The sequence below is a fragment of the Enterobacter sp. HG048 genome (assembly GCF_024702055.1).
Lineage (GTDB): Bacteria > Pseudomonadota > Gammaproteobacteria > Enterobacterales > Enterobacteriaceae > Enterobacter > Enterobacter dykesii.
Genome location: NZ_JANLIZ010000007.1, coordinates 1 through 23300, shown reverse-complemented (window position 1 = coordinate 23300; position 23300 = coordinate 1). Strand labels below are relative to the sequence as shown.

The 23300-nt window shown below is 55.2% G+C and carries 22 protein-coding genes; 11 read left to right on the top strand and 11 right to left on the bottom strand.

All coding sequences use genetic code 11. The features are described from left to right. Positions 1-41: 41 nt before the first annotated feature. The 5 genes from ftsZ (at position 42) to mutT (ending at position 6209) form a co-directional block, all read left to right on the top strand. Positions 42-1193 (top strand): cell division protein FtsZ, encoded by a 1152-nt coding sequence (gene ftsZ / locus NUX24_RS10535; RefSeq protein WP_008501978.1) that lies wholly within the window; start codon positions 42-44, stop codon positions 1191-1193. A gap of 101 nt (positions 1194-1294) precedes the next feature. Continuing rightward, the gene (gene lpxC, locus NUX24_RS10530; protein ID WP_008501977.1) at positions 1295-2212 is read left to right on the top strand and encodes a UDP-3-O-acyl-N-acetylglucosamine deacetylase; all 918 of its coding nucleotides are present in this window, start codon (positions 1295-1297) and stop codon (positions 2210-2212) included. Between the two features lie 279 nt (positions 2213-2491). Beyond that, the gene (secM, locus tag NUX24_RS10525; protein WP_161785592.1) at positions 2492-2995 is read left to right on the top strand and encodes a secA translation cis-regulator SecM; all 504 of its coding nucleotides are present in this window, start codon (positions 2492-2494) and stop codon (positions 2993-2995) included. A 58-nt stretch (positions 2996-3053) separates the two neighbouring features. Next, positions 3054-5759 (top strand): preprotein translocase subunit SecA, encoded by a 2706-nt coding sequence (gene secA / locus NUX24_RS10520; protein WP_023310402.1) that lies wholly within the window; start codon positions 3054-3056, stop codon positions 5757-5759. 57 nt (positions 5760-5816) lie between these two features. After that, entirely contained in the window at positions 5817-6209 is a 393-nt protein-coding gene (mutT, locus tag NUX24_RS10515) for an 8-oxo-dGTP diphosphatase MutT (RefSeq protein WP_257831405.1), read from the top strand. 34 nt (positions 6210-6243) lie between these two features. Here the strand turns inward: mutT and yacG are convergent, their stop codons facing one another. Genes yacG through coaE form a run of 3 tightly spaced genes read right to left on the bottom strand, consistent with a single transcriptional unit; the run spans position 6244 to position 7811 of the window. Beyond that, positions 6244-6438, bottom strand: coding sequence for a DNA gyrase inhibitor YacG (gene yacG, locus NUX24_RS10510; protein ID WP_045401034.1), 195 nt, complete (start codon positions 6436-6438; stop codon positions 6244-6246). 9 nt (positions 6439-6447) lie between these two features. Continuing rightward, on the bottom strand, positions 6448-7191 hold the full coding sequence (gene zapD / locus NUX24_RS10505) for a cell division protein ZapD (protein ID WP_023310405.1): 744 nt from the start codon (positions 7189-7191) through the stop codon (positions 6448-6450). Further along, entirely contained in the window at positions 7191-7811 is a 621-nt protein-coding gene (gene coaE / locus NUX24_RS10500; RefSeq protein WP_047651523.1) for a dephospho-CoA kinase, read from the bottom strand. The genes zapD and coaE overlap by 1 nt, the downstream gene beginning before the upstream one ends. 228 nt (positions 7812-8039) lie before the next feature. Between coaE and NUX24_RS10495 the strand changes: the two genes are divergently transcribed. Beyond that, complete coding sequence (locus NUX24_RS10495) at positions 8040-9083, top strand: GMP reductase (RefSeq protein WP_023310407.1); 1044 nt, start codon at positions 8040-8042, stop codon at positions 9081-9083. A 43-nt stretch (positions 9084-9126) separates the two neighbouring features. Here NUX24_RS10495 and hofC read toward each other — a convergent pair whose 3' ends face one another. From hofC to nadC, 4 genes are all read right to left on the bottom strand, one after another. Next, the gene (hofC, locus tag NUX24_RS10490; RefSeq protein WP_257831398.1) at positions 9127-10311 is read right to left on the bottom strand and encodes a protein transport protein HofC; all 1185 of its coding nucleotides are present in this window, start codon (positions 10309-10311) and stop codon (positions 9127-9129) included. Then, complete coding sequence (gspE, locus tag NUX24_RS10485; RefSeq protein WP_257831396.1) at positions 10301-11683, bottom strand: type II secretion system protein GspE; 1383 nt, start codon at positions 11681-11683, stop codon at positions 10301-10303. The genes hofC and gspE overlap by 11 nt, the downstream gene beginning before the upstream one ends. 10 nt (positions 11684-11693) lie before the next feature. Beyond that, positions 11694-12131, bottom strand: coding sequence for a prepilin peptidase-dependent pilin (gene ppdD / locus NUX24_RS10480; RefSeq protein WP_047651519.1), 438 nt, complete (start codon positions 12129-12131; stop codon positions 11694-11696). A 174-nt stretch (positions 12132-12305) separates the two neighbouring features. Continuing rightward, on the bottom strand, positions 12306-13199 hold the full coding sequence (nadC, locus tag NUX24_RS10475; protein ID WP_047651518.1) for a carboxylating nicotinate-nucleotide diphosphorylase: 894 nt from the start codon (positions 13197-13199) through the stop codon (positions 12306-12308). An 87-nt stretch (positions 13200-13286) separates the two neighbouring features. Here nadC and ampD point away from each other — a divergent pair, with 87 nt between their 5' ends. Further along, positions 13287-13838, top strand: coding sequence for a 1,6-anhydro-N-acetylmuramyl-L-alanine amidase AmpD (gene ampD, locus NUX24_RS10470; RefSeq protein WP_257831392.1), 552 nt, complete (start codon positions 13287-13289; stop codon positions 13836-13838). Positions 13839-13847: 9 nt separating this feature from the next. Beyond that, on the top strand, positions 13848-14702 hold the full coding sequence (ampE, locus tag NUX24_RS10465) for a beta-lactamase regulator AmpE (RefSeq protein WP_121932500.1): 855 nt from the start codon (positions 13848-13850) through the stop codon (positions 14700-14702). An 18-nt stretch (positions 14703-14720) separates the two neighbouring features. On the opposite strand, the gene NUX24_RS10460 is transcribed toward ampE, so the two are convergent. The 4 genes from NUX24_RS10460 to NUX24_RS10445 all read right to left on the bottom strand — a co-directional run bounded on the left by NUX24_RS10460 (position 14721) and on the right by NUX24_RS10445 (position 18888). Next, positions 14721-15671 (bottom strand): family 43 glycosylhydrolase, encoded by a 951-nt coding sequence (locus tag NUX24_RS10460; protein ID WP_257831388.1) that lies wholly within the window; start codon positions 15669-15671, stop codon positions 14721-14723. Positions 15672-15681: 10 nt separating this feature from the next. After that, positions 15682-17079: a glycoside-pentoside-hexuronide (GPH):cation symporter gene (locus NUX24_RS10455; protein ID WP_126328842.1), complete on the bottom strand. Its 1398-nt coding sequence runs from the start codon at positions 17077-17079 to the stop codon at positions 15682-15684. Between the two features lie 164 nt (positions 17080-17243). Then, positions 17244-18614, bottom strand: coding sequence for an aromatic amino acid transporter AroP (gene aroP, locus NUX24_RS10450; RefSeq protein ID WP_047651512.1), 1371 nt, complete (start codon positions 18612-18614; stop codon positions 17244-17246). 46 nt (positions 18615-18660) lie between these two features. Next, positions 18661-18888 carry a hypothetical protein gene (locus tag NUX24_RS10445; RefSeq protein ID WP_257831385.1) on the bottom strand — a complete coding sequence of 76 codons (228 nt, stop codon included), beginning with the start codon at positions 18886-18888 and terminating at the stop codon, positions 18661-18663. Positions 18889-19151: 263 nt separating this feature from the next. Between NUX24_RS10445 and pdhR the strand changes: the two genes are divergently transcribed. The 3 genes from pdhR to NUX24_RS10430 all read left to right on the top strand — a co-directional run. Next, the gene (gene pdhR / locus NUX24_RS10440; protein ID WP_008501960.1) at positions 19152-19916 is read left to right on the top strand and encodes a pyruvate dehydrogenase complex transcriptional repressor PdhR; all 765 of its coding nucleotides are present in this window, start codon (positions 19152-19154) and stop codon (positions 19914-19916) included. Positions 19917-20039: 123 nt separating this feature from the next. Then, positions 20040-22703, top strand: a complete 2664-nt coding sequence (aceE, locus tag NUX24_RS10435) for a pyruvate dehydrogenase (acetyl-transferring), homodimeric type (protein WP_059310644.1) — start codon at positions 20040-20042, stop codon at positions 22701-22703. A 14-nt stretch (positions 22704-22717) separates the two neighbouring features. Further along, on the top strand, positions 22718-23300 hold a 583-nt coding region (locus NUX24_RS10430; RefSeq protein ID WP_308280940.1), incomplete at its 3' end, for a biotin/lipoyl-containing protein.

Here is a 23300-nt window from a genome sequence, read left to right as displayed (position 1 = left end):
ATTAGCGGTCTCGGGCGACAGGCACAACGGAGAGAGAAATTATGTTTGAACCTATGGAACTGACCAACGACGCGGTGATTAAAGTCATCGGCGTCGGTGGCGGCGGCGGTAACGCCGTAGAGCATATGGTGCGTGAACGCATTGAAGGTGTTGAATTCTTCGCAGTTAACACCGATGCGCAGGCACTGCGTAAGACGGCTGTAGGCCAGACTATCCAGATCGGCGGTGGTATCACCAAAGGGCTGGGAGCAGGGGCTAACCCGGAAGTCGGTCGCAATGCGGCTGAAGAAGATCGTGAAGCGCTGCGCGCTGCGCTGGAAGGTGCGGACATGGTCTTCATCGCAGCAGGTATGGGTGGCGGTACGGGTACCGGTGCAGCACCTGTTGTGGCTGAAGTAGCTAAAGATTTAGGTATCCTGACCGTTGCTGTCGTGACCAAGCCTTTCAACTTTGAAGGCAAGAAGCGTATGGCGTTCGCGGAGCAGGGTATCACCGAGCTGTCCAAGCATGTGGACTCGCTGATCACTATCCCTAACGACAAGCTGTTGAAGGTTCTGGGGCGCGGTATCTCCCTGCTGGACGCATTCGGTGCAGCAAACGACGTGCTGAAAGGCGCGGTCCAGGGTATCGCTGAACTGATTACCCGTCCTGGCCTGATGAACGTTGACTTTGCAGACGTTCGCACCGTGATGTCCGAAATGGGTTACGCGATGATGGGCTCTGGCGTGGCGAGCGGTGAAGACCGTGCTGAAGAAGCGGCTGAAATGGCTATCTCTTCTCCACTGCTGGAAGATATCGATCTGTCTGGTGCGCGCGGCGTGCTGGTCAACATTACCGCTGGCTTTGACCTGCGTCTGGATGAGTTCGAAACCGTGGGTAACACCATCCGTGCGTTCGCCTCTGACAACGCTACCGTGGTAATCGGTACTTCCCTTGACCCTGAAATGAACGACGAGCTGCGTGTGACCGTTGTTGCGACCGGTATCGGTATGGACAAGCGTCCTGAGATCACCTTAGTGACTAACAAGCAGACTCAGCAACCGGTAATGGATCGTTACCAGCAGCACGGTATGTCTCCTCTGACTCAGGAGCAGAAACCGGCCGCGAAAGTGGTGAACGACCCAACGCCGCAAACGGCGAAAGAGCCAGATTATCTGGATATCCCGGCGTTCCTGCGTAAGCAAGCTGACTAAGAATTGGCTGGAATTTGGGGATTTGCGCTCTTTGTGCTAAACTGGCCCACCGTTAGTGATATACACTCTCGGTTGGATAGTTAATTTGGCGAGATTATACGATGATCAAACAAAGGACACTTAAACGTATCGTTCAGGCGACGGGTGTCGGTTTACATACCGGCAAGAAAGTCACGCTGACGTTACGCCCTGCGCCGGCCAATACCGGGGTCATCTATCGTCGCACCGACTTGAATCCACCGGTAGATTTTCCGGCCGATGCCAAATCTGTGCGTGATACTATGCTCTGTACTTGTCTGGTGAACGAGCATGACGTGCGGATTTCTACCGTTGAGCACCTGAACGCCGCCCTGGCGGGGCTGGGTATCGACAACATTATTGTTGAAGTCGATGCGCCAGAAATCCCGATTATGGATGGCAGTGCTGCACCGTTCGTCTATCTGTTGCTGGATGCCGGCATCGAAGAACTGAACTGCGCGAAGAAATTTGTACGCATCAAAGAGACCGTTCGCGTCGAAGATGGCGACAAATGGGCTGAATTCAAACCGTACAATGGTTTCTCGTTGGACTTTACCATCGACTTTAACCATCCGGCGATTGATTCCAGCACCCAACGCTATGCGATGAACTTCTCTGCCGATGCGTTTATGCGCCAGATCAGCCGAGCCCGTACGTTTGGCTTCATGCGTGATATCGAATATCTGCAGTCCCGCGGCCTGTGCCTGGGCGGCAGCTTCGATTGTGCCATCGTTGTTGACGATTATCGCGTACTGAACGAAGACGGCCTGCGTTTCGAAGATGAATTCGTTCGTCACAAAATGCTGGATGCTATCGGCGACCTGTTCATGTGTGGTCACAACATCATTGGTGCATTTACCGCGTTTAAATCCGGTCATGCACTGAACAACAAACTGTTGCAGGCCGTCCTGGCAAAACAGGAAGCCTGGGAATATGTGACCTTCGAAGACGAAGCTGAACTGCCGCTGGCTTTCAAAGCACCAAGCATGGTTCTGGCGTAACGGGTCATCCCGTTTCGTAAAAAACTCGACTGGTTAACCTGGTACTCTCTCCGACCAGGAAGACCAGTCGTTTTTATTTTTACCCTTCTTCGTTTGCCCCAGCGTTATCTCTCGTTTGTCTTACGCAGAAAATGTGCGCGTTAGCTGCATTCTTGACCGTTTTTCCCCGCGGCGGCACCTCATTCCTGCTGATGTATATTGGCTTTAGTGGTACTATCTGGGCGCTAAAAAGAATAACTGAACTCAGCCTCTGCGAGGCTGGCTTATTGGGTGGAGCAGGTGAGCGGAATACTGACGCGCTGGCGACAATTTGGCAGACGTTACTTCTGGCCGCATCTCTTATTAGGGATGGTCGCGGCGAGTTTCGGCTTGCCTGCGCTCAGCAACAGTGCCGAAGCGGCGACGCCCGCAAAAACCTCCACCACTAAACACGATTTCAACACGCGGGTTAACTTCACTAACCTCGCGTGGCTTGAAGCCAGTCGCCGCCCAAACTTCACCGTCGATTACTGGCACCAGCACGCTATCCGCACCGTTATCCGCCATCTGTCCTTTGCGATGGCACCGCAGGCCATGCCTGTTGCGGAAGAGGCCCTGCCGGTTCAGGCTCAGCATCTTGCCCTGCTGGACACGCTCAACGCGCTGCTCACGCAGGACAGCCAGCCGCCGGTTATGGTTCGTCAGACAGCGCAGCGTGCGTTTGTCTCGCCTGTTTCATTCTCTGTTTCAACCTGGATTAGCCAGGCTCACGGCATTCGTGCCGGGCCGCAACGCCTCAGCTAAATTAACTTTTTCAATACCTTAATTTATCTGCCCATAATGGGGCGTTTGAGAATTTATTATGCTAATCAAATTGTTAACTAAAGTTTTTGGTAGTCGTAACGATCGTACCCTGCGCCGTATGCGCAAAGCTGTTGCCGTCATCAACGGTATGGAACCGGCGATGGAGAAGCTCTCTGATGACGAGCTGAAAGCGAAAACGGCGGAATTCCGTGCGCGTCTGGAAAAAGGCGAAACCTTAGAAAGCCTGATCCCGGAAGCGTTTGCTGTCGTGCGCGAAGCGAGTAAGCGCGTATTCGGCATGCGTCACTTCGACGTTCAGCTGCTGGGTGGTATGGTGCTCAACGAGCGCTGCATCGCGGAAATGCGTACCGGTGAAGGTAAAACCCTGACCGCAACGCTGCCGGCTTACCTGAACGCGCTGACCGGTAAAGGCGTTCACGTCGTTACCGTCAACGACTATCTGGCGCAGCGTGACGCCGAAAACAACCGTCCACTGTTCGAATTCCTCGGTATGACCGTCGGCATCAACATGTCCGGCCTGCCTGCGCCAGCCAAGCGCGAAGCGTATAACGCGGACATCACCTACGGCACCAACAACGAATACGGCTTCGACTACCTGCGTGACAACATGGCGTTCAGCCCGGAAGAGCGCGTCCAGCGTAAGCTGCACTATGCGCTGGTGGATGAGGTTGACTCCATCCTGATCGATGAAGCGCGTACTCCGCTGATCATCTCCGGCCCGGCTGAAGACAGCTCCGAGATGTACCGTAAAGTGGACAAAATCATTCCACACCTGCTGCGCCAGGAGAAAGAGGACTCGGATACCTTCCAGGGTGAAGGTCACTTCTCCGTTGATGAAAAAGCGCGCCAGGTGAACCTGACCGAACGCGGTCTGGTGAAAATTGAAGAGCTGCTGGTCGCTGAAGGCATCATGGAAGAGGGCGAGTCCCTGTACTCCCCGAGCAACATCATGCTGATGCACCACGTGACCGCTGCACTGCGCGCCCACGCGCTGTTCACCCGCGACGTCGATTACATCGTTAAAGACGGCGAAGTGATCATCGTCGATGAACACACCGGCCGTACCATGCAGGGACGTCGCTGGTCTGACGGTCTGCACCAGGCTGTGGAAGCCAAAGAAGGTGTGGATATTCAGAATGAAAACCAGACGCTGGCGTCTATTACCTTCCAGAACTACTTCCGTCTGTACGAGAAGCTGGCGGGGATGACCGGTACTGCTGATACCGAAGCGTTTGAATTCAGCTCCATCTACAAGCTGGATACCGTGGTCGTTCCAACCAACCGTCCAATGATCCGTAAGGATATGCCGGACCTGGTGTACATGACCGAAGCGGAAAAAATTCAGGCAATCATCGAAGATATTCGCGACCGCACTGCCAACGGCCAGCCGGTTCTGGTGGGGACCATCTCCATCGAGAAATCCGAAGTGGTTTCTCACGAGCTGACGAAAGCGGGTATCAAACACAACGTTCTGAACGCCAAATTCCACGCTAAAGAAGCGGACATTGTTGCGCAGGCGGGTTATCCGGCGGCGGTGACCATCGCCACCAACATGGCAGGTCGTGGTACCGATATTATGCTGGGCGGTAGCTGGCAGGCTGAAGTGGCTGAGCTGGAAAACCCAACGCCAGAACAGATTGCGCAGATCAAAGCCGACTGGCAGGTTCGTCATGACGCCGTTTTGGCTTCCGGCGGTCTGCACATCATCGGTACCGAGCGTCATGAATCCCGTCGTATCGATAACCAGCTGCGTGGCCGTGCGGGTCGTCAGGGCGATGCCGGTTCATCCCGCTTCTACCTGTCTATGGAAGATGCGCTGATGCGTATTTTCGCCTCCGACCGCGTGTCCGGCATGATGCGTAAGCTGGGGATGAAACCAGGCGAAGCCATTGAGCACCCGTGGGTGACCAAAGCGATCGCTAACGCACAGCGTAAAGTGGAAAGCCGCAACTTTGATATTCGTAAGCAGCTGCTGGAATATGATGATGTGGCTAACGATCAGCGTCGTGCGATCTACACCCAGCGCAACGAACTGCTGGACGTGTCCGACGTAAGCGAAACCATCAACAGCATTCGTGAAGATGTGTTTAAAGCCACCATCGACGCGCATATTCCACCGCAGTCTCTGGAAGAGATGTGGGATATCGAAGGCCTGCAGGAACGTCTGAAAAATGACTTTGACCTCGATCTGCCAATCAAAGAGTGGCTGGATAAAGAGCCTGAGCTGCACGAAGAGACCCTTCGCGAACGTATCTTTGAAACCGCGCTGGACGTCTACAAGCGTAAGGAAGAGGTTGTTGGCGCTGAAATGATGCGTCACTTCGAAAAAGGCGTGATGCTGCAGACCCTGGACTCCCTGTGGAAAGAGCACCTGGCGGCGATGGACTACCTGCGTCAGGGTATTCACCTGCGTGGCTATGCGCAGAAAGATCCGAAGCAGGAATACAAGCGTGAATCCTTCTCCATGTTTGCGTCTATGCTGGAGTCACTGAAATATGAAGTGATTAGCACCCTGAGCAAGGTTCAGGTGCGCATGCCGGAAGAGGTGGAAGCGATGGAGCAGCAGCGTCGTGAAGAAGCCGAGCGCTTGGCACAAATGCAACAGCTGAGTCATCAGACCGACGACAGCGAAGCCGCAGCGGCGATCGCCGCACAGACCGGCGATCGTAAAGTGGGTCGTAACGATCCGTGCCCGTGTGGTTCCGGTAAAAAGTACAAGGCGTGCCACGGCCGTCTGAGCTAAGTTCATAAAAAAACAAAAAGGCGCAGATTTCTGCGCCTTTTTTATGGAAGTGACAATATGAAAATACTGCAAATTGCCGTCGGGATTATTCGCAACCCGCAAAACCAAATCTTTATCACCCAGCGCGCTGCCGACGCCCATATGGCGAACAAGTGGGAGTTTCCGGGCGGTAAAATCGAGTCAGGTGAAACGCCGGAAGAGGCGCTGGTTCGGGAACTTCAGGAAGAGGTGGGGATCACGCCGCTTGGCGCAACGCTGTTTGATAAGCTTGAATACCAGTTTCCGGACAGGCACATCACGCTGTGGTTTTGGCTGGTGGAAAAATGGGAGGGTGAACCCTGGGGAAAAGAGGGACAGCCGGGTAGCTGGGTGGAACTTCAGGCAAGTGATGCCGAAAAATTCCCGCCAGCTAATGAGCCCGTGATCCTGCGGTTAGTCGCACAACCGTAGGCCTGCCAGGCGAAACGCCAGCAGGCTTTACAGATTACTGCTGGGTTTCACTCCAGTCGTCGCTGTCCGAGAGATCGCCTTTGCTCGGAATGCGTTTCTCTTCCGCCGCCCATTCGCCCAGGTCAATGAGCTGACAGCGCTTGCAGCAGAATGGGCGGAACGGACTCACTTCGCCCCAGACAACGGTTTTGCCACAGGTTGGGCAGCTTACGGTAGTGACATCAGACATCGGCACTCCTTAACAACAGGCCAGTTCAAAATCGAGACGTTCCGGCACGGTGCCATTTTCACTGTCCAGCGGCATAAAGCGAATCGCAAAGCGGCTCTTATGCCCGGAAATCTGCGGGTAAAGCTGTTCTCCAAGCGATAAATTCAGGCGCAGAAGATCGGCATCATCACCGTTATCCTGGAAGAAACCATTCAGGCTGGTTTGCTTGCGGAACGGCGCAGAGTTACGGATCAGATCGAGGATCAGCGACAGCGTCTGGTGCATTGGCTCCAGGCTCGCCAGCCAGCTGTTCACCTGTGCGTCACGCTGCGCCTGTGGCATATGTAGCCACATATGCAGGGTCGGCAGGTCGAAGCTGCAGCAGCCGCCAGGAATGCTCAGACGCTGGCGCACCAGGCCAATCAGGCGGTCTTCACGCAAAAACTGCCCGACGCGCGGCGCGGCCATCAGGACGGCACTGCTGCTTTTCAACTGCTGGCGGAGCGCGTCGATACGGCTCTGATCTACGCCGGGGACCTCTGTCCATGCCTGTAATTTACGCTGCTGGCGCTCCAGCTCTTTGAGTAATTCTGTGCGGACATCGCCGCGTTCAATCACATCCAGCAGATCGCCTACGTTGCGGAAGAAGTGCAACGCCGTGGCATGATCGTTAACAGGCAGATGTTGTGAAAGTTGTTGAATAAGAAATTCGATGCGCAGCCAGGTGCGCATTTTTTCGTTGAGCGGATGCTCAAAAAGGATGTGTGTCGACATTATGGTTTTTCCTGTGCAACGGCCTGCGCGGCGAACGTCAGATACTGCGCGTGCAGACGGGCAACATCCGATGCAATGGCATCTGGTGCGCCGTTATTATCAATAACATCATCCGCCACGGCAAGGCGCTGAGCGCGCGTAGCCTGAGCGGCAAGAATTTGTTCAGCATGCTCCCGCGAGACGCGATCGCGCGTCATGGTTCGCTGGATTTGCATTTCGGGTGCGACATCAATCACCAGCACACGATCGGCTTTCTTCTGCAGCTGATTTTCAACCAGTAGCGGAACCACCCACAGGACATAGGGCGAGCGGGCTGCGGCTATCTGACGCTGAGTTTCCTGGTGGATGATGGGGTGGAGCAGGGCATTAAGCCAGTCTTTTTCCGCAGAATCAGAAAAAATACATTCGCGAAGCTGACGGCGATTCAGTGTGCCATCGGCAGTGATGACTGCCTGACCAAAATGTTCTGCGATGGCCTTTAGCGCGGGTGTATTGGGCTCTACCACCTGGCGGGCAATGATATCGGCATCAATAATCGTGATACCCAAACGAGAGAACGCGTCCGCAACGGTACTTTTGCCACTACCGATGCCGCCGGTTAATGCGACGATATACCCCATTAATTCAAATCCTGGGAATTATTCATTATTAAAATCAGTTGGTTAAAACTATTTGGTGCGCTGGCAACTGTTTGGCTCTGTTTACCGGCTTTTTACCAGGTAAATTTATAGGATTGTAGCGTAAAAAAAGAGAATTTCGCAGTCTTGCGGAGCAGGTATTAGTGCGTATGATAACGTCACTGGAGTTGTGCTTTTAACATATTTGCCTCTAACCCCAGGAATCCGCACATGCGTATCGAAGAAGATCTGAAGTTAGGTTTCAAAGACGTTCTTATCCGCCCAAAACGCTCTACACTGAAAAGTCGCTCAGACGTTGAACTCGAACGTCAATTCACCTTTAAGCATTCCGGTCAGACCTGGTCTGGCGTGCCGATCATCGCTGCCAACATGGATACTGTGGGAACCTTTGAGATGGCAACCGCCCTGGCACAGTTCGACATTCTCACCGCCGTGCACAAACATTACAGCCCTGAAGAGTGGAATGCGTTTGTTGCGTCCGCGTCTGCTGACGTGGTGAAGCATGTGATGGTTTCTACCGGCACTTCCGATGCCGATTTCGAGAAGACCAAACAGATCCTGAACGCTAACCCGGCGCTCAACTTCGTTTGTATTGACGTGGCGAACGGTTACTCCGAGCACTTCGTGCAGTTCGTCAGCAAGGCGCGTGAAGCCTGGCCGACGAAAACCATCATCGCGGGCAACGTGGTGACCGGTGAAATGTGTGAAGAGCTGATCCTTTCCGGTGCAGATATCGTGAAAGTGGGTATTGGCCCGGGCTCCGTGTGCACGACCCGCGTCAAAACCGGCGTCGGTTATCCGCAGCTTTCCGCAGTCATTGAATGCGCCGATGCGGCGCACGGTCTGGGCGGTCAGATCATCAGCGATGGCGGCTGTACCATGCCGGGTGATGTTGCGAAAGCCTTCGGCGGCGGCGCCGACTTCGTGATGCTCGGCGGTATGCTGGCAGGCCACGAAGAGAGCGGTGGTACCGTTGTTGAAGAGAACGGCGAGAAATTTATGCTGTTCTACGGCATGAGTTCTGAATCCGCGATGACCCGTCACGTCGGTGGCGTGGCAAAATACCGTGCGGCAGAAGGCAAAACCGTGAAGCTACCTCTGCGCGGCCCGGTTGAATACACCGCGCGCGATATCCTCGGCGGCCTGCGCTCGGCCTGCACCTACGTTGGGGCATCCCGCCTGAAAGAACTGACGAAACGTACAACGTTTATTCGCGTTCAGGAGCAGGAAAACCGCGTATTCAATAGCCTGTAATGGCTTCTGCTGGCGCATCCCCGTGCGCCAGCACTGTTTAGCACTACCCCGCGCTCATCGCATCCCCCAGATGGAAAATCGGTAGGTACATTGCCACCACCAGCGTGCCGATGATGACCCCTGTCACAATCAGAAGCACTGGCTCGAGAAGTGCAGCCAGATTATCTGCCCGTTGAAAGGTCTGTTCCGTGTGGTGCCGGGCGAGATTTGCCAGCATGATGTCCAGCGCACCTGACATTTCACCGGTTCGTAAAAGCTGAATACACAGCGGGGTAAAGATGGCCGCTTTCTCAAAGGATGACCAGACGGGGAGACCTTTTTCAATGTCCTCCCGAACGCTGTGGAGTATCCCCCGCCAGTAACAACTTTCAACGGTCTCCTCTGCGCTCTCCAGACCCTGTAAAAAGGGGATACCAGCCTGCTGCGTGAGTGACAGCACGGTAAAGATATGTCCCAGTTTTTGTCCTTTTGCCAGCGCGCCCATCACGGGCATGTGCATCAGCATGCGCTGCCAGCGAGGGTTCTGCCGCAGAGCCCAGGCGGCGGCTAAGGGCATTAATAACGCGACGAACAACGCAAGGGCATAGGACTGGATAAATGCGGCCATCCCCATGACCATTTGCGTCAGCATCGGGAGCGGCGTGTTAAACGTTTTGTAGATCGCGGCAAACTCGGGCAAGACAAGAATGACCATCGCCAGCACCACGAGTACGGCGAGCGTCAGGACGATCGCCGGGTAGCGCAGGGCCTTTTTCACCTTCTCTCTAAGCTGCTGCTGCGCTTTTTGCTGCTGCGCGAGCTGGCGGCAGCACTCCTCCAGTTTCCCTGTGAGCTCACCGGTTTTCACCATTGAGACATGCAGCGGGCTAAACACCTCTGGCCACTTTTTTAGCGACTCAGAAAAGGGGGATCCCTCACTGAGCTCATCGGCAATGCTTTGCAGCAGCGCCTGCCACGGTTTTAATGGATGTTGCTCTGCCAGCATCTGCAGGCTGTGGGACAACGTCAGCCCCGCCTGCAAAAGCGTGGCGAGCTGGCGAAACATCTCGCAGCAGTGATGCGGCCGCCAGCGGTGCCGCTGAGCGCATCGGGTCAGCGCCAGAGGATGGAGATCGCTACGCATTAGCCAGGTGAAGGCGGCATTGCGGTCTGTGGCCCAGAGTGTTCCGCTTTGGGATTCACCTTCTTTGGTGAGCGCTCGCCAGCGCCAGAGCTGATTAGCAGCCATCCGGTATTCCCAGCACGCGCACCAGCTCTTCGATCGTGGTCAGCCCTTGCTCGACGGCCATGCAGCCGTGCTCAAAAAGAGAAATCATTCCCGCCTGCCGGGCACTCGCCTCTATCACTTCGATTCCCGCCCCACTGGCAATGGCCTGACGCAGGGGATTGTCGATCGCCAGCACTTCAAAAATTGCCACGCGGCCATAAAAACCGTGATAACAGCGATCGCAGCCGGTGGGCTGCCAGCGTGGAAGCGGTCTGGACCATACGGCGCGCGGTAATTCAGCATGCTCGCTGGCTTCCCGGCGACAGTGCGGACACAAACGCCGGACCAGCCGCTGGGCAATCACCATCGACAGCGCGGAAGATATCATCCAGCGCGCGACGCCCATCTGCTCGAGGCGAATCAGGGTTTCCGTCGTCGAGTTGGTGTGCAGCGTTGACAGCACCAGATGACCGGTCTGGGCGGCATTAATGGCAATTTCTGCCGTTTCACCGTCACGGATTTCGCCGACCATAATGATGTCTGGATCCTGACGCAGCAGTGCCCTCAGCACGCTCTGGAATGTTAAACCCGCCCGGGGATTAATCTGCGTCTGGTTTAATCTCGCCAGAGGGATCTCAATGGGATCCTCCACGCTACAGATGTTGACGTCAGGGGTATTACGCGCCTGCAGCGCGCTGTACAGCGTCACGGTTTTGCCGCTGCCGGTAGGGCCGGTGACCAGAATCAGCCCCTGCGGCTGGTGGAGAACCTCATTGAAACAGGCCAGTTGTTCTGCGCTCATACCAAGCGCTTTCGGCTCAAGAGCCTGCTGAACCTGATGCAGCAGACGCAGCACAATTTTCTCGCCACCGCTGCAGGGAAGCGTCGCGATCCGAAACGAGACCGGCTCGTTTGCCAGCTCAATCGTAAACTGACCGTCCTGAGGTAAACGACGTTCTGCAATATCCAGGTTACCCAGCACTTTTAAACGTGCGCTGAACAGGCTGGCCAGCGAGGCGGAAAGCGGAGGCTGGGGGCAAAGCACCCCGTCGATGCGTAAACGGATCTGGCATGCGTGCTCCATCGGTTCGATATGAATGTCGGAGGCGCGCTGGTTGATTGCCTGCTGCAGCGTGTGGTTGAGGATATCCACCGTCGAGTGTGTTTGCGAAATAACGGGCAGATGCGATTGTGACGTTAGCTGCCGGTGTTTTTCCATGCGCTCAGCGCTCCAGCACTCAATATCAATCCGTTTCTGGGTCGCGAAGCGCAGCGCCTCCATGAGTTCAGCCGCGGGGCTGCCCACGACGGCGATGCTGACCATGTCACTGTCGCTGGTGAGCAGCAGAGCGTGATGGCGCTGACAAAGCGCCACGAGTTGATCGGTATTCATTATCCGCTCCTCAGTTATTGTCAAAGCGGAAAACGTCTTCGCAGGCCTGTTTCAGGGCGCTGTCCGCGCTGATGTTGCAGTCGCGCGTCCAGCCCGTCATACCGTTGCCGTCGTTCCACTGCGGCGTCATGACCACTTCCAGCCCGTTAAGACTCTCCTGTCCTGTTAAGGTCACGGTCCCTTTCGCCACGCTCATTCCTGAAACGTAGCGTGTCGTGGTGGGGGAAGGGATACCGTTACTGCCAGCGTCGCAGCTCTCCACGCCACCGTGATCCAGCGCGCAAAGCTCAATGGCCGTACGGTAGGGAACAAAGGTTTGCAGCATATCGGTCAGCGCCGCCTTGCGCAGGTAATTTTGATAGGCGGGAACGCCGATGGCGCTCAGAATCGCAATGATGCCAATGACTACCATCAGCTCAATGAGTGTGAAGCCTTGTTGTCTGTTCATATCTGCTCCTTATGCAAAGTGGCGCTACTTTGTCAGCGGGAAAGAGCAGAAACGAGAGGTAAAAAAGGGAACGGGAAGAGGGCTTCAGAGAATTTATGCAGAGTTGCAGGGAAGAACAGCGGATCTGCGAGCGGGGCTGAAATTCCCCTCTCCGGGTTGAGAGGGGAGAATGCGTTATTTGAAGCGCATTGAGAGGTCGAGGGCGCGAACGTGTTTGGTCAGCGCGCCGACGGAGATGTAATCCACGCCGGTTTCGGCGAATTCACGGATCGTTTCGAAAGTGACGTTCCCGGACACTTCAAGCTGGGCCCGGCCGTTAGTCAGTTTTACCGCCTCGCGCATCTGCTCTGTTTCGAAGTTATCAAGCATGATGATATCGGCCCCGGCCTTAATCGCCTGCTCCAGCTCTTCCAGGCTTTCGACCTCTACTTCGACAGGCACATCCGGGTGCAGCCAGAAGGCTTTCTCCACCGCCTGACGCACGGAGCCAGAGGCAATAATGTGGTTCTCTTTAATCAGGAAGGCGTCGGATAAGCCCAGACGATGGTTTGCGCCACCGCCGCACAGCACCGCATACTTCAGCGCGGTGCGCAGGCCCGGCAGCGTTTTGCGGGTATCCAGCAGCTGGGTGCGGGTACCGGCCAGCAGGTCAACGTAGCGACGCACTTCGCTGGCGACGCCGGAGAGCGTTTGTACAAAATTGAGCGCGGTACGTTCGCCGGTCAGCAAGACGCGGGAAGGACCGTCCAGTTCGAACAGCGGCTGGTTTGCCGTAATTGCATCGCCGTCTTCAACGTGCCAGATAATCTGCACATCATCGCCCGCCAACTGGGTAAATACCTCTTCGACCCAACGCTTGCCGCAAAAGACGCCGTTTTCACGGGTAATAATGACCGCGTGTGAGCGTGTCTCTTTTGGCAATAATTGTGCGGTAATATCCTTATCAGCGTTAACGTCACCGCCCAGATCTTCTTTCAAAGCATGGGAGACGCTTGCCGGAATATCCATATTAATACGTTCCAGAAGCGCTTCACGTCGGTGGTCGGGGTTGTAGCGGCGAGGCGGCATGATAAAACTCCAAATTGGTAACGAATCATAATATTGAAACATGCTACTCTGAACCGAGTCATTGCACCATACAGAAGGAGTTCCAGCATGTTGTTAGAAAACGGATGGCTGGTGGATGCGCGGCGTGTGCCCTCGCCGCACCACGATTGCCGCCCGGAGGATGAAAAGCCCACACTGCTGGTGGTTCATAATATTAGTCTCCCGCCGGGTGAATTTGGCGGCCCGTGGATCGATGCGCTATTCACGGGAACGATTGATCCCGATGCTCATCCCTTCTTTGCTGAAATTGCACATCTGCGCGTATCGGCTCACTGCCTGATTCGTCGCAATGGTGAAGTGGTTCAGTATGTTCCCTTCGATAAGCGCGCCTGGCACGCCGGGGTGTCGATGTATCACGGGCGCGAACGGTGCAATGATTTTTCTATCGGGATTGAGCTGGAAGGCACGGATACGACGCCCTACACCGATTCACAGTATCAACAGCTGGCGGCTGTGACCCGCACGCTTATCGGACTCTACCCGGCTATCGCCGACAATATCACGGGACACAGTGATATCGCCCCGGAGAGAAAAACCGATCCCGGCCCGGCCTTTGACTGGTCCCGGTTTCGCGCCATGCTCACCGCGTCGTCAGAATAAGGAGATACCATGACGTTGTTTACCATGCTGCTGGTTATCATCGCTGAACGCCTGTTCAAGCTCGGCGAGCACTGGCATCTGGATCACCGGCTGGAGGTGTTATTCCGCCGTATCAAACATTTTTCCATGCTGCGCACGCTGCTGATGATGGCAGGGGTGATGGTCATTACGTTCCTGCTCCTGCGCTCGCTGTACGGACTCTTTTTCAACGTGCCGCTGCTGGTGGTGTGGATCCTGCTCGGCGTGCTGTGCATAGGCGCAGGCAAGGTGCGTTTGCACTATCACGCCTACCTGAAAGCCGCCTCCCGTGACGATGCCCATGCGCGCGGTGCCATGGCGAGCGAGCTGACGATGATCCACGGCGTGCCGCCGGACTGCGACGAGCGCGAGTTTCTGCGCGAGCTGCAAAACGCGCTGCTGTGGATTAACTTCCGTTACTATCTTGCGCCGTTGTTCTGGTTCGTGGTGGGCGGTCCGTGGGGGCCGGTGCTGCTGATGGGGTATGCGTTTCTGCGCGCCTGGCAGACCTGGCTTGCCCGTTATCTGACGCCGCATGAACGCCTGCAGTCCGGCATTGACGCCATCCTGCACGTGCTCGACTGGCTCCCGGTGCGTCTGGTAGGCGTGGTGTACGCGTTAATTGGTCACGGTGAAAAAGCGCTGCCCGCATGGTTCGCTTCTCTTGCCGATCGCCATACGTCGCAGTACCAGGTGCTAACGCGTCTGGCGCAGTTCTCGCTGGCGCGTGAGCCGCATACCGACAAGATTGAAACGCCGAAGGCCGCTGTCTCCATGGCGAAGAAAACGTCGTTTGTGGTGGTGGTTATCGTGGCGCTGCTGACGATTTACGGCACGCTGGTGTAGGCCAGCGCGCCGCAAAGGCTAAAGCGTATCCGCGGGCGGGATGCCGAAATCAGGCATCCCGTTTTCATTCCAGCGGACGAGCTTCAGTCGAGTATGGCGATTCGGATCGTACAGCGGGTCGCCCTCAATTTCGGTGTAATTCCGCGCGTGATATACCAGCACATCTTCTCCTTCCGGCGTTTGCGTAAAGCTGTTGTGCCCCGGGCCGAACTGGCGATTTTCATAGCTGGTAATGAACACCGGACGCGGGGATTTGTGCCAGTTTGCCGGATTTTGCGGATCGGCATTCAGGTCTATCCACAGTAGCCCCATACAGTAGTTCTCGTCGGTCGCGCTGGCGGAGTAGCTGATAAACAGCTTATTGCCGTGAACCAGCACCGCCGGGCCTTCGTTGACCCAAAACCCGCGACGCTCCCAGTCATACTCCGGCTTGCTGAGCATCACCGGTTCGCCTTTCAGCGTCCAGGGGTTCTCCATTTCACAGAGATAAAGATTGGAATTTCCGGTGATGTCAGGCGCTTTTTGCGCCCACAGATACCAGCGTTTCCCCTGATGAACAAAGGTGGTGGCGTCCAGAGCGAAGGTATCGAAAGGCGTTTTGATTTGCCCTTTCTCCACCCACGTGCCGGCTAGCGGATCGCCGTCGGCACATTCAATGGCGAACATACGGTGCTGGAACATTCCGAGCGCGTCGAGCGCCTGGGTGTGCGTCGCAGCAAAATAGATGTACCATTTCCCGTCAATGTGATGCAGTTCCGGCGCCCAGATCAGCTGGCTCATCGGGCCGGTGTCGGGCTTGCGCCAGACCACCACTTCTTCGGCATTACGTAAGCCTTCAAGAGACTCTGCGCGGCGGATTGCCAGCCTGTCGTACTCCGGCACGGAGGCGATAAAATAGTACAGCCCCTCGTGGCGTAAAATGTACGGATCGGCGCGTTGTTCAATAAACGGGTTTGGCCAGGTTTGCATTCGGCTTTCCTTATTTTGTCTCAGCGACTTTGAGTTCCTGATAATCGTTCAGCTCGCGGTAGTTATTGCGACGCTTTTCCAGATCGGACTGGATCTGCTTCATGGTTTCGCGATCCACTTTCAGCAGGCGCACCACGCCCGCGGTAACTAAGTACCCAATGCCGGGAATGACGGTAAAGAGCAGCACGATCCCGTTAATGGCGTCCGCGCTCTGCGCTTTTGCGCCCGCGTCATAACCGTACCAGGATAGCAGGAAGCCGACCATCGCCCCGGCAATCGCCAGCCCCAGCTTCAGGAAGAAGATGTTGCCGGAGAAGCTGATCCCCGTGATGCGTTTTCCGGTCTTCCACTCGCCGTAGTCGTCCACGTCGGCCATCAGCGACCAGTGCAGAGGAGACGGGATCTGGTGCAGGATGTTCAGCAGGACGTAGAGCACCACGATGGTGACGGTGGCTTTCGGGTCGAAGAAATAAAAGGCGGTTGAGAAAATCGCCAGAACGATATTGGTCCAGAAGAAGACCTTGAGCTTGCACCAGCGGTCGGTCAGGACTTTTGCCAGCACGCTGCCGAGCATCATGCCGACCACGCCCAGGCTGATAAACAGCGTGGCGAAATGGGTGCTCTGGCCCATCACCCAGGTGACGTAATACATGGTGGCCGCCATGCGGATAAAGCCCGGGCAGACGTTGCACAGGGTCAGGAGCAGAATGCGTACCCACTGGTCGTTCTTCCACACGTCTTTCAGATCGTTTTTCAGCTCGTCGTTGGTCTGTACCGCCGGACGCACGCGCTCGCGCACGGTGGCGAAGCAGAACAGGAACATGCAGGTGCCAATCAGCGCCAGAACGGTCATCGCCATCTGGTAGCCTTTGGCTTTGTTATCTCCGCCAAACCAGTCGGCCATCGGCAGCAGCGTTAATGAGAGCAGCAGCGTGGCGATACCGACCAGCACGAAGCGATACGACTGGCAGGCCACGCGTTCTTTTGGATCGTTGGTGATCACCCCGCCCAGCGAGCAGTAGGGAATGTTGATGGCCGTATAGGTCAAAGAGAGCAGGAAGTAGGTGACAAACGCATAGATAACTTTGCTGTTATAGCTCCACTCCGGCGTGGTGAACATCAGGATGCTAAACAGCGCGTAGGGGAAGGCGATCCACAGCAGCCATGGACGAAACCGGCCATATTTACTGCGGGTACGGTCAGCAATCGCCCCCATGATCGGGTCCGTTACGGCGTCAATCACGCGTACGGAAAGCAGCAGCACGCCGACCAGCGCAGGGGCGAGGCCAAAAATATCCGTATAAAAATAGTTAACAAACAGCATGATGGCGCCGAAGATGATGTTGCATCCCGCGTCGCCCATCCCATAGCCGATCTTTTCTTTTACTGACAGTGTGTTGTTATCCATCGACAGCTCTCCGGTTTACGGTATGGAGAGAATTATTTGCTGGCAAAGGAATATATGCGTTGCAGTATCAGGGCGGTGATATGGATAAATGCGCTGTGGGCGTGAAAGTGTGAGGGAGGTAACAACGCGCGGCACCCGCAAAAGCAGGCGCCGCGGAGAGAGGCTTAGTGTGCCTTCATGGCATTACGGCTTTTCTGACTGAAGAGATAGCCGACGCCAAGAATCGCAATCCAGACCGGGATCAGGTAGACGGAAATCGCCATTCCCGGCGTGATCAGCATGATCACCAGCACGGCCGCCATGAACACCAGGCACACCCAGTTGCCCAGCGGATAGAGCAGGGCAGGGAAGCGGGTGGTGACGCCCTGCTGCTGTTTTGCGCGGCGGAACTTCATGTGCGCCAGGCTGATCATCGCCCAGTTGATGACCAGGGCAGAGACCACCAGTGCCATCAGCAGGCCAAATGCCGATTCCGGTGCCATGTAGTTAATGAGTACGCACAGCGCGGTCACGACCGCCGAAACCAGAATTGTGTTTACCGGCACGCCGCGTTTATCGACGTTGAGCAGCGCTTTTGGCGCGTTCCCCTGCTGGGCCAGGCCGAACAGCATACGGCTGTTGCAGTATACGCAGCTGTTGTAAACAGAGAGCGCGGCGGTCAGCACCACGATGTTCAGGGCGTTCGCGACAAAGGTGTCGCCCAGCTCGTGGAAGATCAGCACAAACGGGCTGGTGTCAGCGGTCACGCGCGTCCACGGCAGCAGGGAGAGCAGCACGGCCAGCGAGCCCACATAGAAGATCAGGATACGATAGATAACCTGGTTAGTGGCTTTTGGAATGCTCTGCTCCGGGTTGTCGGCTTCAGCGGCGGTGATGCCCACCAGCTCGAGGCCGCCGAAGGAGAACATGATAATGGCCATCATCATTACCAGGCCGGTCATGCCGTGAGGCAGGAATCCGCCCTGTTCCCAGAGGTTGCGCACGGTTGCCTGCGGGCCGCCGTTGCCGCTGAACAGCAGCCAGCCGCCAAAGATAATCATCGCCACTACGGCAATCACCTTAATAATGGCAAACCAGAACTCCATTTCCCCGAATACTTTTACGTTGGTCAGGTTAATGGCGTTAATAATGACGAAGAAAGCCGCTGCGGAGGCCCAGGTTGGGATCTCGGGATACCAGAACTGAATGTATTTCCCGACGGCGGTAAGCTCGGCCATGGCAACCAGAACGTACAGCACCCAGTAGTTCCAGCCCGAGGCGAAACCGGCAAAGCTGCCCCAGTATTTATAGGCAAAGTGGCTGAAGGAGCCTGCGACCGGCTCTTCAACGACCATTTCACCCAGCTGGCGCATAATCAGAAAGGCAATAAAGCCGGCAATCGCGTAACCCAAAATAATGCCGGGACCGGCTGACTGGATAACGGATGCGCTGCCCAGAAACAGGCCGGTACCAATCGCACCGCCCAGTGCGATGAGCTGTATATGGCGGTTTTTAAGCCCGCGCTTTAGCTGATCGCCGTGCTGTTGAGCTTCCATTTGAAACCTCGTGTGTGGTTGTTATGTTCACGCTGTGCGTGTGTAATTATGAAAATCCATATTCTGTATTTATTTCTTTACGGTTAACGAGACCGAAAAAAGCGGGAATGACTTCCGTAAGCGCAAGAATAGTGGTAAGCGCCTGCGAATGCACCTGCTTTATGAAGGGGTGATGACGACTTGAATAAAAAGAAAGCATTTGTAAATCGGCCCGCTCATTCTTCCTCACCCAACCTATAGAATAGAAATGCTCCATAAGTGGGCGAATTTTCATTATTTGCCTTGTTGAATCGCTTCAGATTGCAAAAACCCTCGTTTCATTATGGTTAAAACTCCCTCTTTGGGAGTAATCAACTCATTTGTGCAAAGTTACATTTCTGAAACGTTATTTCTGTAAGGTTGTTAAAATGTGCAGGGTTTACTGATTTCAATCAAAACCAATATGGACAGAAGGTGAATACTTTGTTACTTTAGCGATACGAAATAGAAATTGGTAAGACCAATTGACTCCGGGCAAAAAGGCGTAAGACAGGGAATATGGCCTACAGCAAAATTCGCCAACCAAAACTATCTGATGTGATTGAGCAGCAGCTGGAGTTTTTAATCCTCGAAGGGACTCTGCGCCCGGGTGAGAAACTTCCGCCAGAACGCGAGCTGGCAAAACAGTTCGACGTTTCACGTCCCTCTCTGCGTGAGGCGATTCAACGTCTCGAAGCAAAGGGCTTGCTGCTTCGTCGCCAGGGCGGCGGAACCTTTGTGCAAAACAGCCTGTGGCAGAGCTTCAGCGATCCGCTGGTAGAACTTCTCTCTGACCACCCAGAATCCCAGTTTGACCTGCTTGAGACCCGTCACGCGCTTGAAGGTATTGCGGCCTATTACGCCGCCCTTCGCAGCACTGATGAAGATCGTGTGCGTATCCGCGAACTGCATCAGGCCATTGAACGGGCACAGCAGTCCGGCGATTTAGACGCCGAGTCCAGCGCCGTCGTCCAGTATCAAATCGCCGTCACCGAAGCGGCCCACAACGTGGTGCTCCTCCATCTGCTACGCTGCATGGAGCCGATGCTGGCCCAGAACGTTCGTCAGAATTTTGAATTGTTGTATGCCCGTCGGGACATGCTCCCACTGGTAAGCAACCATCGCACCCGAGTATTCGAGGCGATAATGGCCGGGGAACCGGAGCAGGCGCGCGAAGCGTCGCACCGACATCTGGCTTTCATTGAGGAAATCTTGCTGGACCGCAGCCGTGAACAATCGCGTCGCGAACGTTCATTACGCCGCATACAGCAACGAAAGGATTAAGCGCCAGGTACTTTTAGAGCGCGGCAACTAAACGCAGAACCTGTCTTATTGTGTTCTTGCCCAAGAGCACAATGGGACAGGTTCCAGACAAATCAACGTATTAGATAGATAAGGAATACCCCCATGTCAGAACGTCTCCAAAATGACGTGGATCCGATCGAAACTCGCGACTGGCTACAGGCGATCGAATCGGTCATCCGTGAAGAAGGTGTTGAGCGCGCTCAGTATCTGATTGATCAGCTGCTTTCTGAAGCCCGCAAAGGCGGTGTGAAGGTTGCTTCAGGTGCAGGGGCTAGCAACTACGTAAACACGATTGCCGTCGAAGACGAACCGGAATACCCGGGCAATCTGGATCTGGAACGTCGTATCCGTTCTGCAATCCGCTGGAACGCCATCATGACCGTTCTGCGCGCATCCAAGAAAGACCTGGAACTGGGTGGCCACATGGCGTCCTTCCAGTCTTCCGCGACCGTTTACGAAGTGTGCTTCAACCACTTCTTCCGTGCAGCGAACGAGAAAGACGGCGGCGATCTGGTGTACTTCCAGGGCCACATCTCTCCGGGCATCTATGCACGTGCATTCCTGGAAGGTCGTCTGACTGAAGAGCAGATGAACAACTTCCGTCAGGAAGTTCACGGTAAAGGTCTGTCTTCTTACCCGCACCCTAAACTGATGCCTGAATTCTGGCAGTTCCCGACCGTATCTATGGGTCTGGGCCCAATCGGTGCGATCTACCAGGCCAAATTCCTGAAATACCTGGAACACCGTGGTCTGAAAGACACCTCCGAGCAGACCGTTTACGCCTTCCTGGGCGACGGCGAAATGGATGAGCCAGAATCTAAAGGTGCGATCACCATCGCAACCCGTGAGAAGCTGGACAACCTGTGCTTCATCATCAACTGTAACCTGCAGCGTCTGGATGGTCCGGTAACCGGTAACGGCAAGATCATCAACGAACTGGAAGGCATCTTCGCAGGTGCTGGCTGGAACGTGATCAAAGTCATGTGGGGCGGTCGTTGGGATGAGCTGCTGCGTAAAGACACCAGCGGTAAACTGATCCAGCTGATGAACGAAACCGTTGACGGTGACTACCAGACCTTCAAATCCAAAGACGGTGCCTACGTTCGTGAGCACTTCTTCGGCAAATACCCTGAAACCGCAGCACTGGTTGCAGACTGGACTGATGAGCAGATCTGGGCCCTGAACCGCGGTGGTCACGATCCGAAGAAAGTCTACGCTGCACTGAAAAAAGCGCAGGAAACCAAAGGTAAAGCGACTGTAATCCTGGCCCATACCATCAAAGGTTACGGCATGGGTGATACCGCAGAAGGTAAAAACATCGCTCACCAGGTTAAGAAAATGAACATGGACGGCGTGCGTTATATCCGCGACCGTTTCAACGTTCCAGTGACCGATGAGCAGGTAGAAAACCTGTCTTACATCACCTTCCCGGAAGGGTCTGAAGAGCACAAGTACCTGCATGAACGTCGTCAGGCGCTGAAAGGCTACCTGCCAGCTCGTCAGCCTAACTTCACCGAGAAGCTGGAACTGCCAGCGCTGGAAGACTTCTCTCAGCTGCTGGAAGAGCAGAACAAAGAGATCTCTACCACCATCGCTTTCGTTCGTGCCCTGAACGTGATGCTGAAGAACAAGTCGATCAAAGACCGTCTGGTTCCAATCATCGCCGACGAAGCGCGTACTTTCGGTATGGAAGGTCTGTTCCGTCAGATCGGTATCTACAGCCCGAACGGCCAGCAGTACACCCCGCAGGACCGTGAGCAGGTTGCATACTACAAAGAAGACGAGAAAGGTCAGATCCTGCAGGAAGGTATCAACGAGCTGGGCGCAGGCGCATCCTGGCTGGCTGCTGCGACCTCTTACAGCACCAACAACCTGCCGATGATCCCGTTCTACATTTACTACTCCATGTTCGGGTTCCAGCGTATCGGTGACCTGTGCTGGCAGGCAGGCGACCAGCAGGCTCGCGGCTTCCTGGTAGGCGGTACGTCCGGTCGTACGACTCTGAACGGTGAAGGTCTGCAGCACGAAGATGGCCACAGCCACATTCAGTCTCTGACTATCCCTAACTGTATCTCTTACGACCCGTCTTACGCGTACGAAGTGGCAGTCATCATGCATGACGGTCTGCAGCGCATGTACGGTGAAGCGCAAGAGAACATTTACTACTACATCACCACCCTGAACGAAAACTACCACATGCCGGCAATGCCAGCAGGTGCCGAGGAAGGTATCCGTAAAGGTATCTACAAACTCGAAACCCTCGAAGGTAGCAAAGGTAAAGTTCAGCTGCTGGGCTCCGGTTCTATCCTGCGTCACGTACGTGAAGCAGCACAGATCCTGGCGAAAGACTACGGTGTGGGTTCCGACGTGTACTCTGTGACCTCCTTCACTGAGCTGGCGCGTGATGGCCAGGATTGTGAGCGCTGGAACATGCTGCACCCAATGGAAACCCCACGCGTTCCGTACATCGCTCAGGTGATGAACGATGCACCAGCGGTGGCGTCTACTGACTATATGAAACTGTTCGCAGAGCAGGTTCGTACTTACGTTCCAGCTGATGATTATCGCGTTCTGGGTACTGACGGCTTCGGTCGTTCTGACAGCCGCGAAAACCTGCGTCACCACTTCGAAGTTGATGCTTCTTACGTGGTTGTAGCAGCACTGGGCGAACTGGCTAAACGTGGCGAAATCGATAAGAAAGTGGTTGCTGACGCAATCACCAAATTCAACATCGATGCAGAAAAAGTTAACCCGCGTCTGGCGTAAGAGGTAAAAGAATAATGGCTATCGAAATCAATGTACCGGACATCGGGGCTGATGAAGTTGAAATCACCGAGATCCTGGTCAAAGTAGGCGACAAAGTTGAAGCTGAACAGTCGCTGATCACCGTAGAAGGCGACAAAGCCTCTATGGAAGTCCCGTCTCCTCAGGCTGGCATCGTTAAAGAGATCAAAGTCTCTGTTGGCGATAAAACCGAGACCGGCAAACTGATCATGATTTTCGATTCCGCCGACGGTGCAGCAGCTGCTGCACCTGCGCAGGAAGAGAAGAAAGAAGCCGCTCCGGCCGCCGCTGCTCCAGCCGCTGCCGCGAGCGCGAAAGAAGTGAACGTGCCTGACATCGGCGGTGACGAAGTTGAAGTCACTGAAATCCTGGTGAAGGTGGGCGACACCGTTGCAGCCGAGCAGTCACTGATCACCGTAGAAGGCGACAAAGCCTCTATGGAAGTGCCAGCTCCGTTCGCCGGTACTGTTAAAGAGATCAAGATCAACACCGGCGACAAAGTGTCTACCGGCTCCCTGATCATGGTCTTCGAAGTGGCGGGTGCTGCACCTGCTGCCGCGCCAGCACAGGCCGCTGCTC

Excerpts from the sequence above, each read along its gene's own strand:
- ampE (WP_121932500.1), top strand. The coding sequence starts at position 13,848 with ATGACGTTGTTTACCATGCTGCTGGTTATCATCGCTGAACGCCTGTTC.
- NUX24_RS10460 (WP_257831388.1), bottom strand. The coding sequence starts at position 15,671 with ATGCAAACCTGGCCAAACCCGTTTATTGAACAACGCGCCGATCCGTAC.
- coaE (WP_047651523.1), bottom strand. The coding sequence starts at position 7,811 with ATGGGGTATATCGTCGCATTAACCGGCGGCATCGGTAGTGGCAAAAGT.
- ampD (WP_257831392.1), top strand. The coding sequence starts at position 13,287 with ATGTTGTTAGAAAACGGATGGCTGGTGGATGCGCGGCGTGTGCCCTCG.
- NUX24_RS10495 (WP_023310407.1), top strand. The coding sequence starts at position 8,040 with ATGCGTATCGAAGAAGATCTGAAGTTAGGTTTCAAAGACGTTCTTATC.
- NUX24_RS10445 (WP_257831385.1), bottom strand. The coding sequence starts at position 18,888 with ATGAAAATTCGCCCACTTATGGAGCATTTCTATTCTATAGGTTGGGTG.
- lpxC (WP_008501977.1), top strand. The coding sequence starts at position 1,295 with ATGATCAAACAAAGGACACTTAAACGTATCGTTCAGGCGACGGGTGTC.
- NUX24_RS10455 (WP_126328842.1), bottom strand. The coding sequence starts at position 17,079 with ATGGATAACAACACACTGTCAGTAAAAGAAAAGATCGGCTATGGGATG.
- mutT (WP_257831405.1), top strand. The coding sequence starts at position 5,817 with ATGAAAATACTGCAAATTGCCGTCGGGATTATTCGCAACCCGCAAAAC.
- zapD (WP_023310405.1), bottom strand. The coding sequence starts at position 7,191 with ATGTCGACACACATCCTTTTTGAGCATCCGCTCAACGAAAAAATGCGC.
- secA (WP_023310402.1), top strand. The coding sequence starts at position 3,054 with ATGCTAATCAAATTGTTAACTAAAGTTTTTGGTAGTCGTAACGATCGT.
- ppdD (WP_047651519.1), bottom strand. The coding sequence starts at position 12,131 with ATGAACAGACAACAAGGCTTCACACTCATTGAGCTGATGGTAGTCATT.
- ftsZ (WP_008501978.1), top strand. The coding sequence starts at position 42 with ATGTTTGAACCTATGGAACTGACCAACGACGCGGTGATTAAAGTCATC.
- aroP (WP_047651512.1), bottom strand. The coding sequence starts at position 18,614 with ATGGAAGCTCAACAGCACGGCGATCAGCTAAAGCGCGGGCTTAAAAAC.
- yacG (WP_045401034.1), bottom strand. The coding sequence starts at position 6,438 with ATGTCTGATGTCACTACCGTAAGCTGCCCAACCTGTGGCAAAACCGTT.
- gspE (WP_257831396.1), bottom strand. The coding sequence starts at position 11,683 with ATGAATACCGATCAACTCGTGGCGCTTTGTCAGCGCCATCACGCTCTG.
- nadC (WP_047651518.1), bottom strand. The coding sequence starts at position 13,199 with ATGCCGCCTCGCCGCTACAACCCCGACCACCGACGTGAAGCGCTTCTG.
- aceE (WP_059310644.1), top strand. The coding sequence starts at position 20,040 with ATGTCAGAACGTCTCCAAAATGACGTGGATCCGATCGAAACTCGCGAC.
- hofC (WP_257831398.1), bottom strand. The coding sequence starts at position 10,311 with ATGGCTGCTAATCAGCTCTGGCGCTGGCGAGCGCTCACCAAAGAAGGT.
- pdhR (WP_008501960.1), top strand. The coding sequence starts at position 19,152 with ATGGCCTACAGCAAAATTCGCCAACCAAAACTATCTGATGTGATTGAG.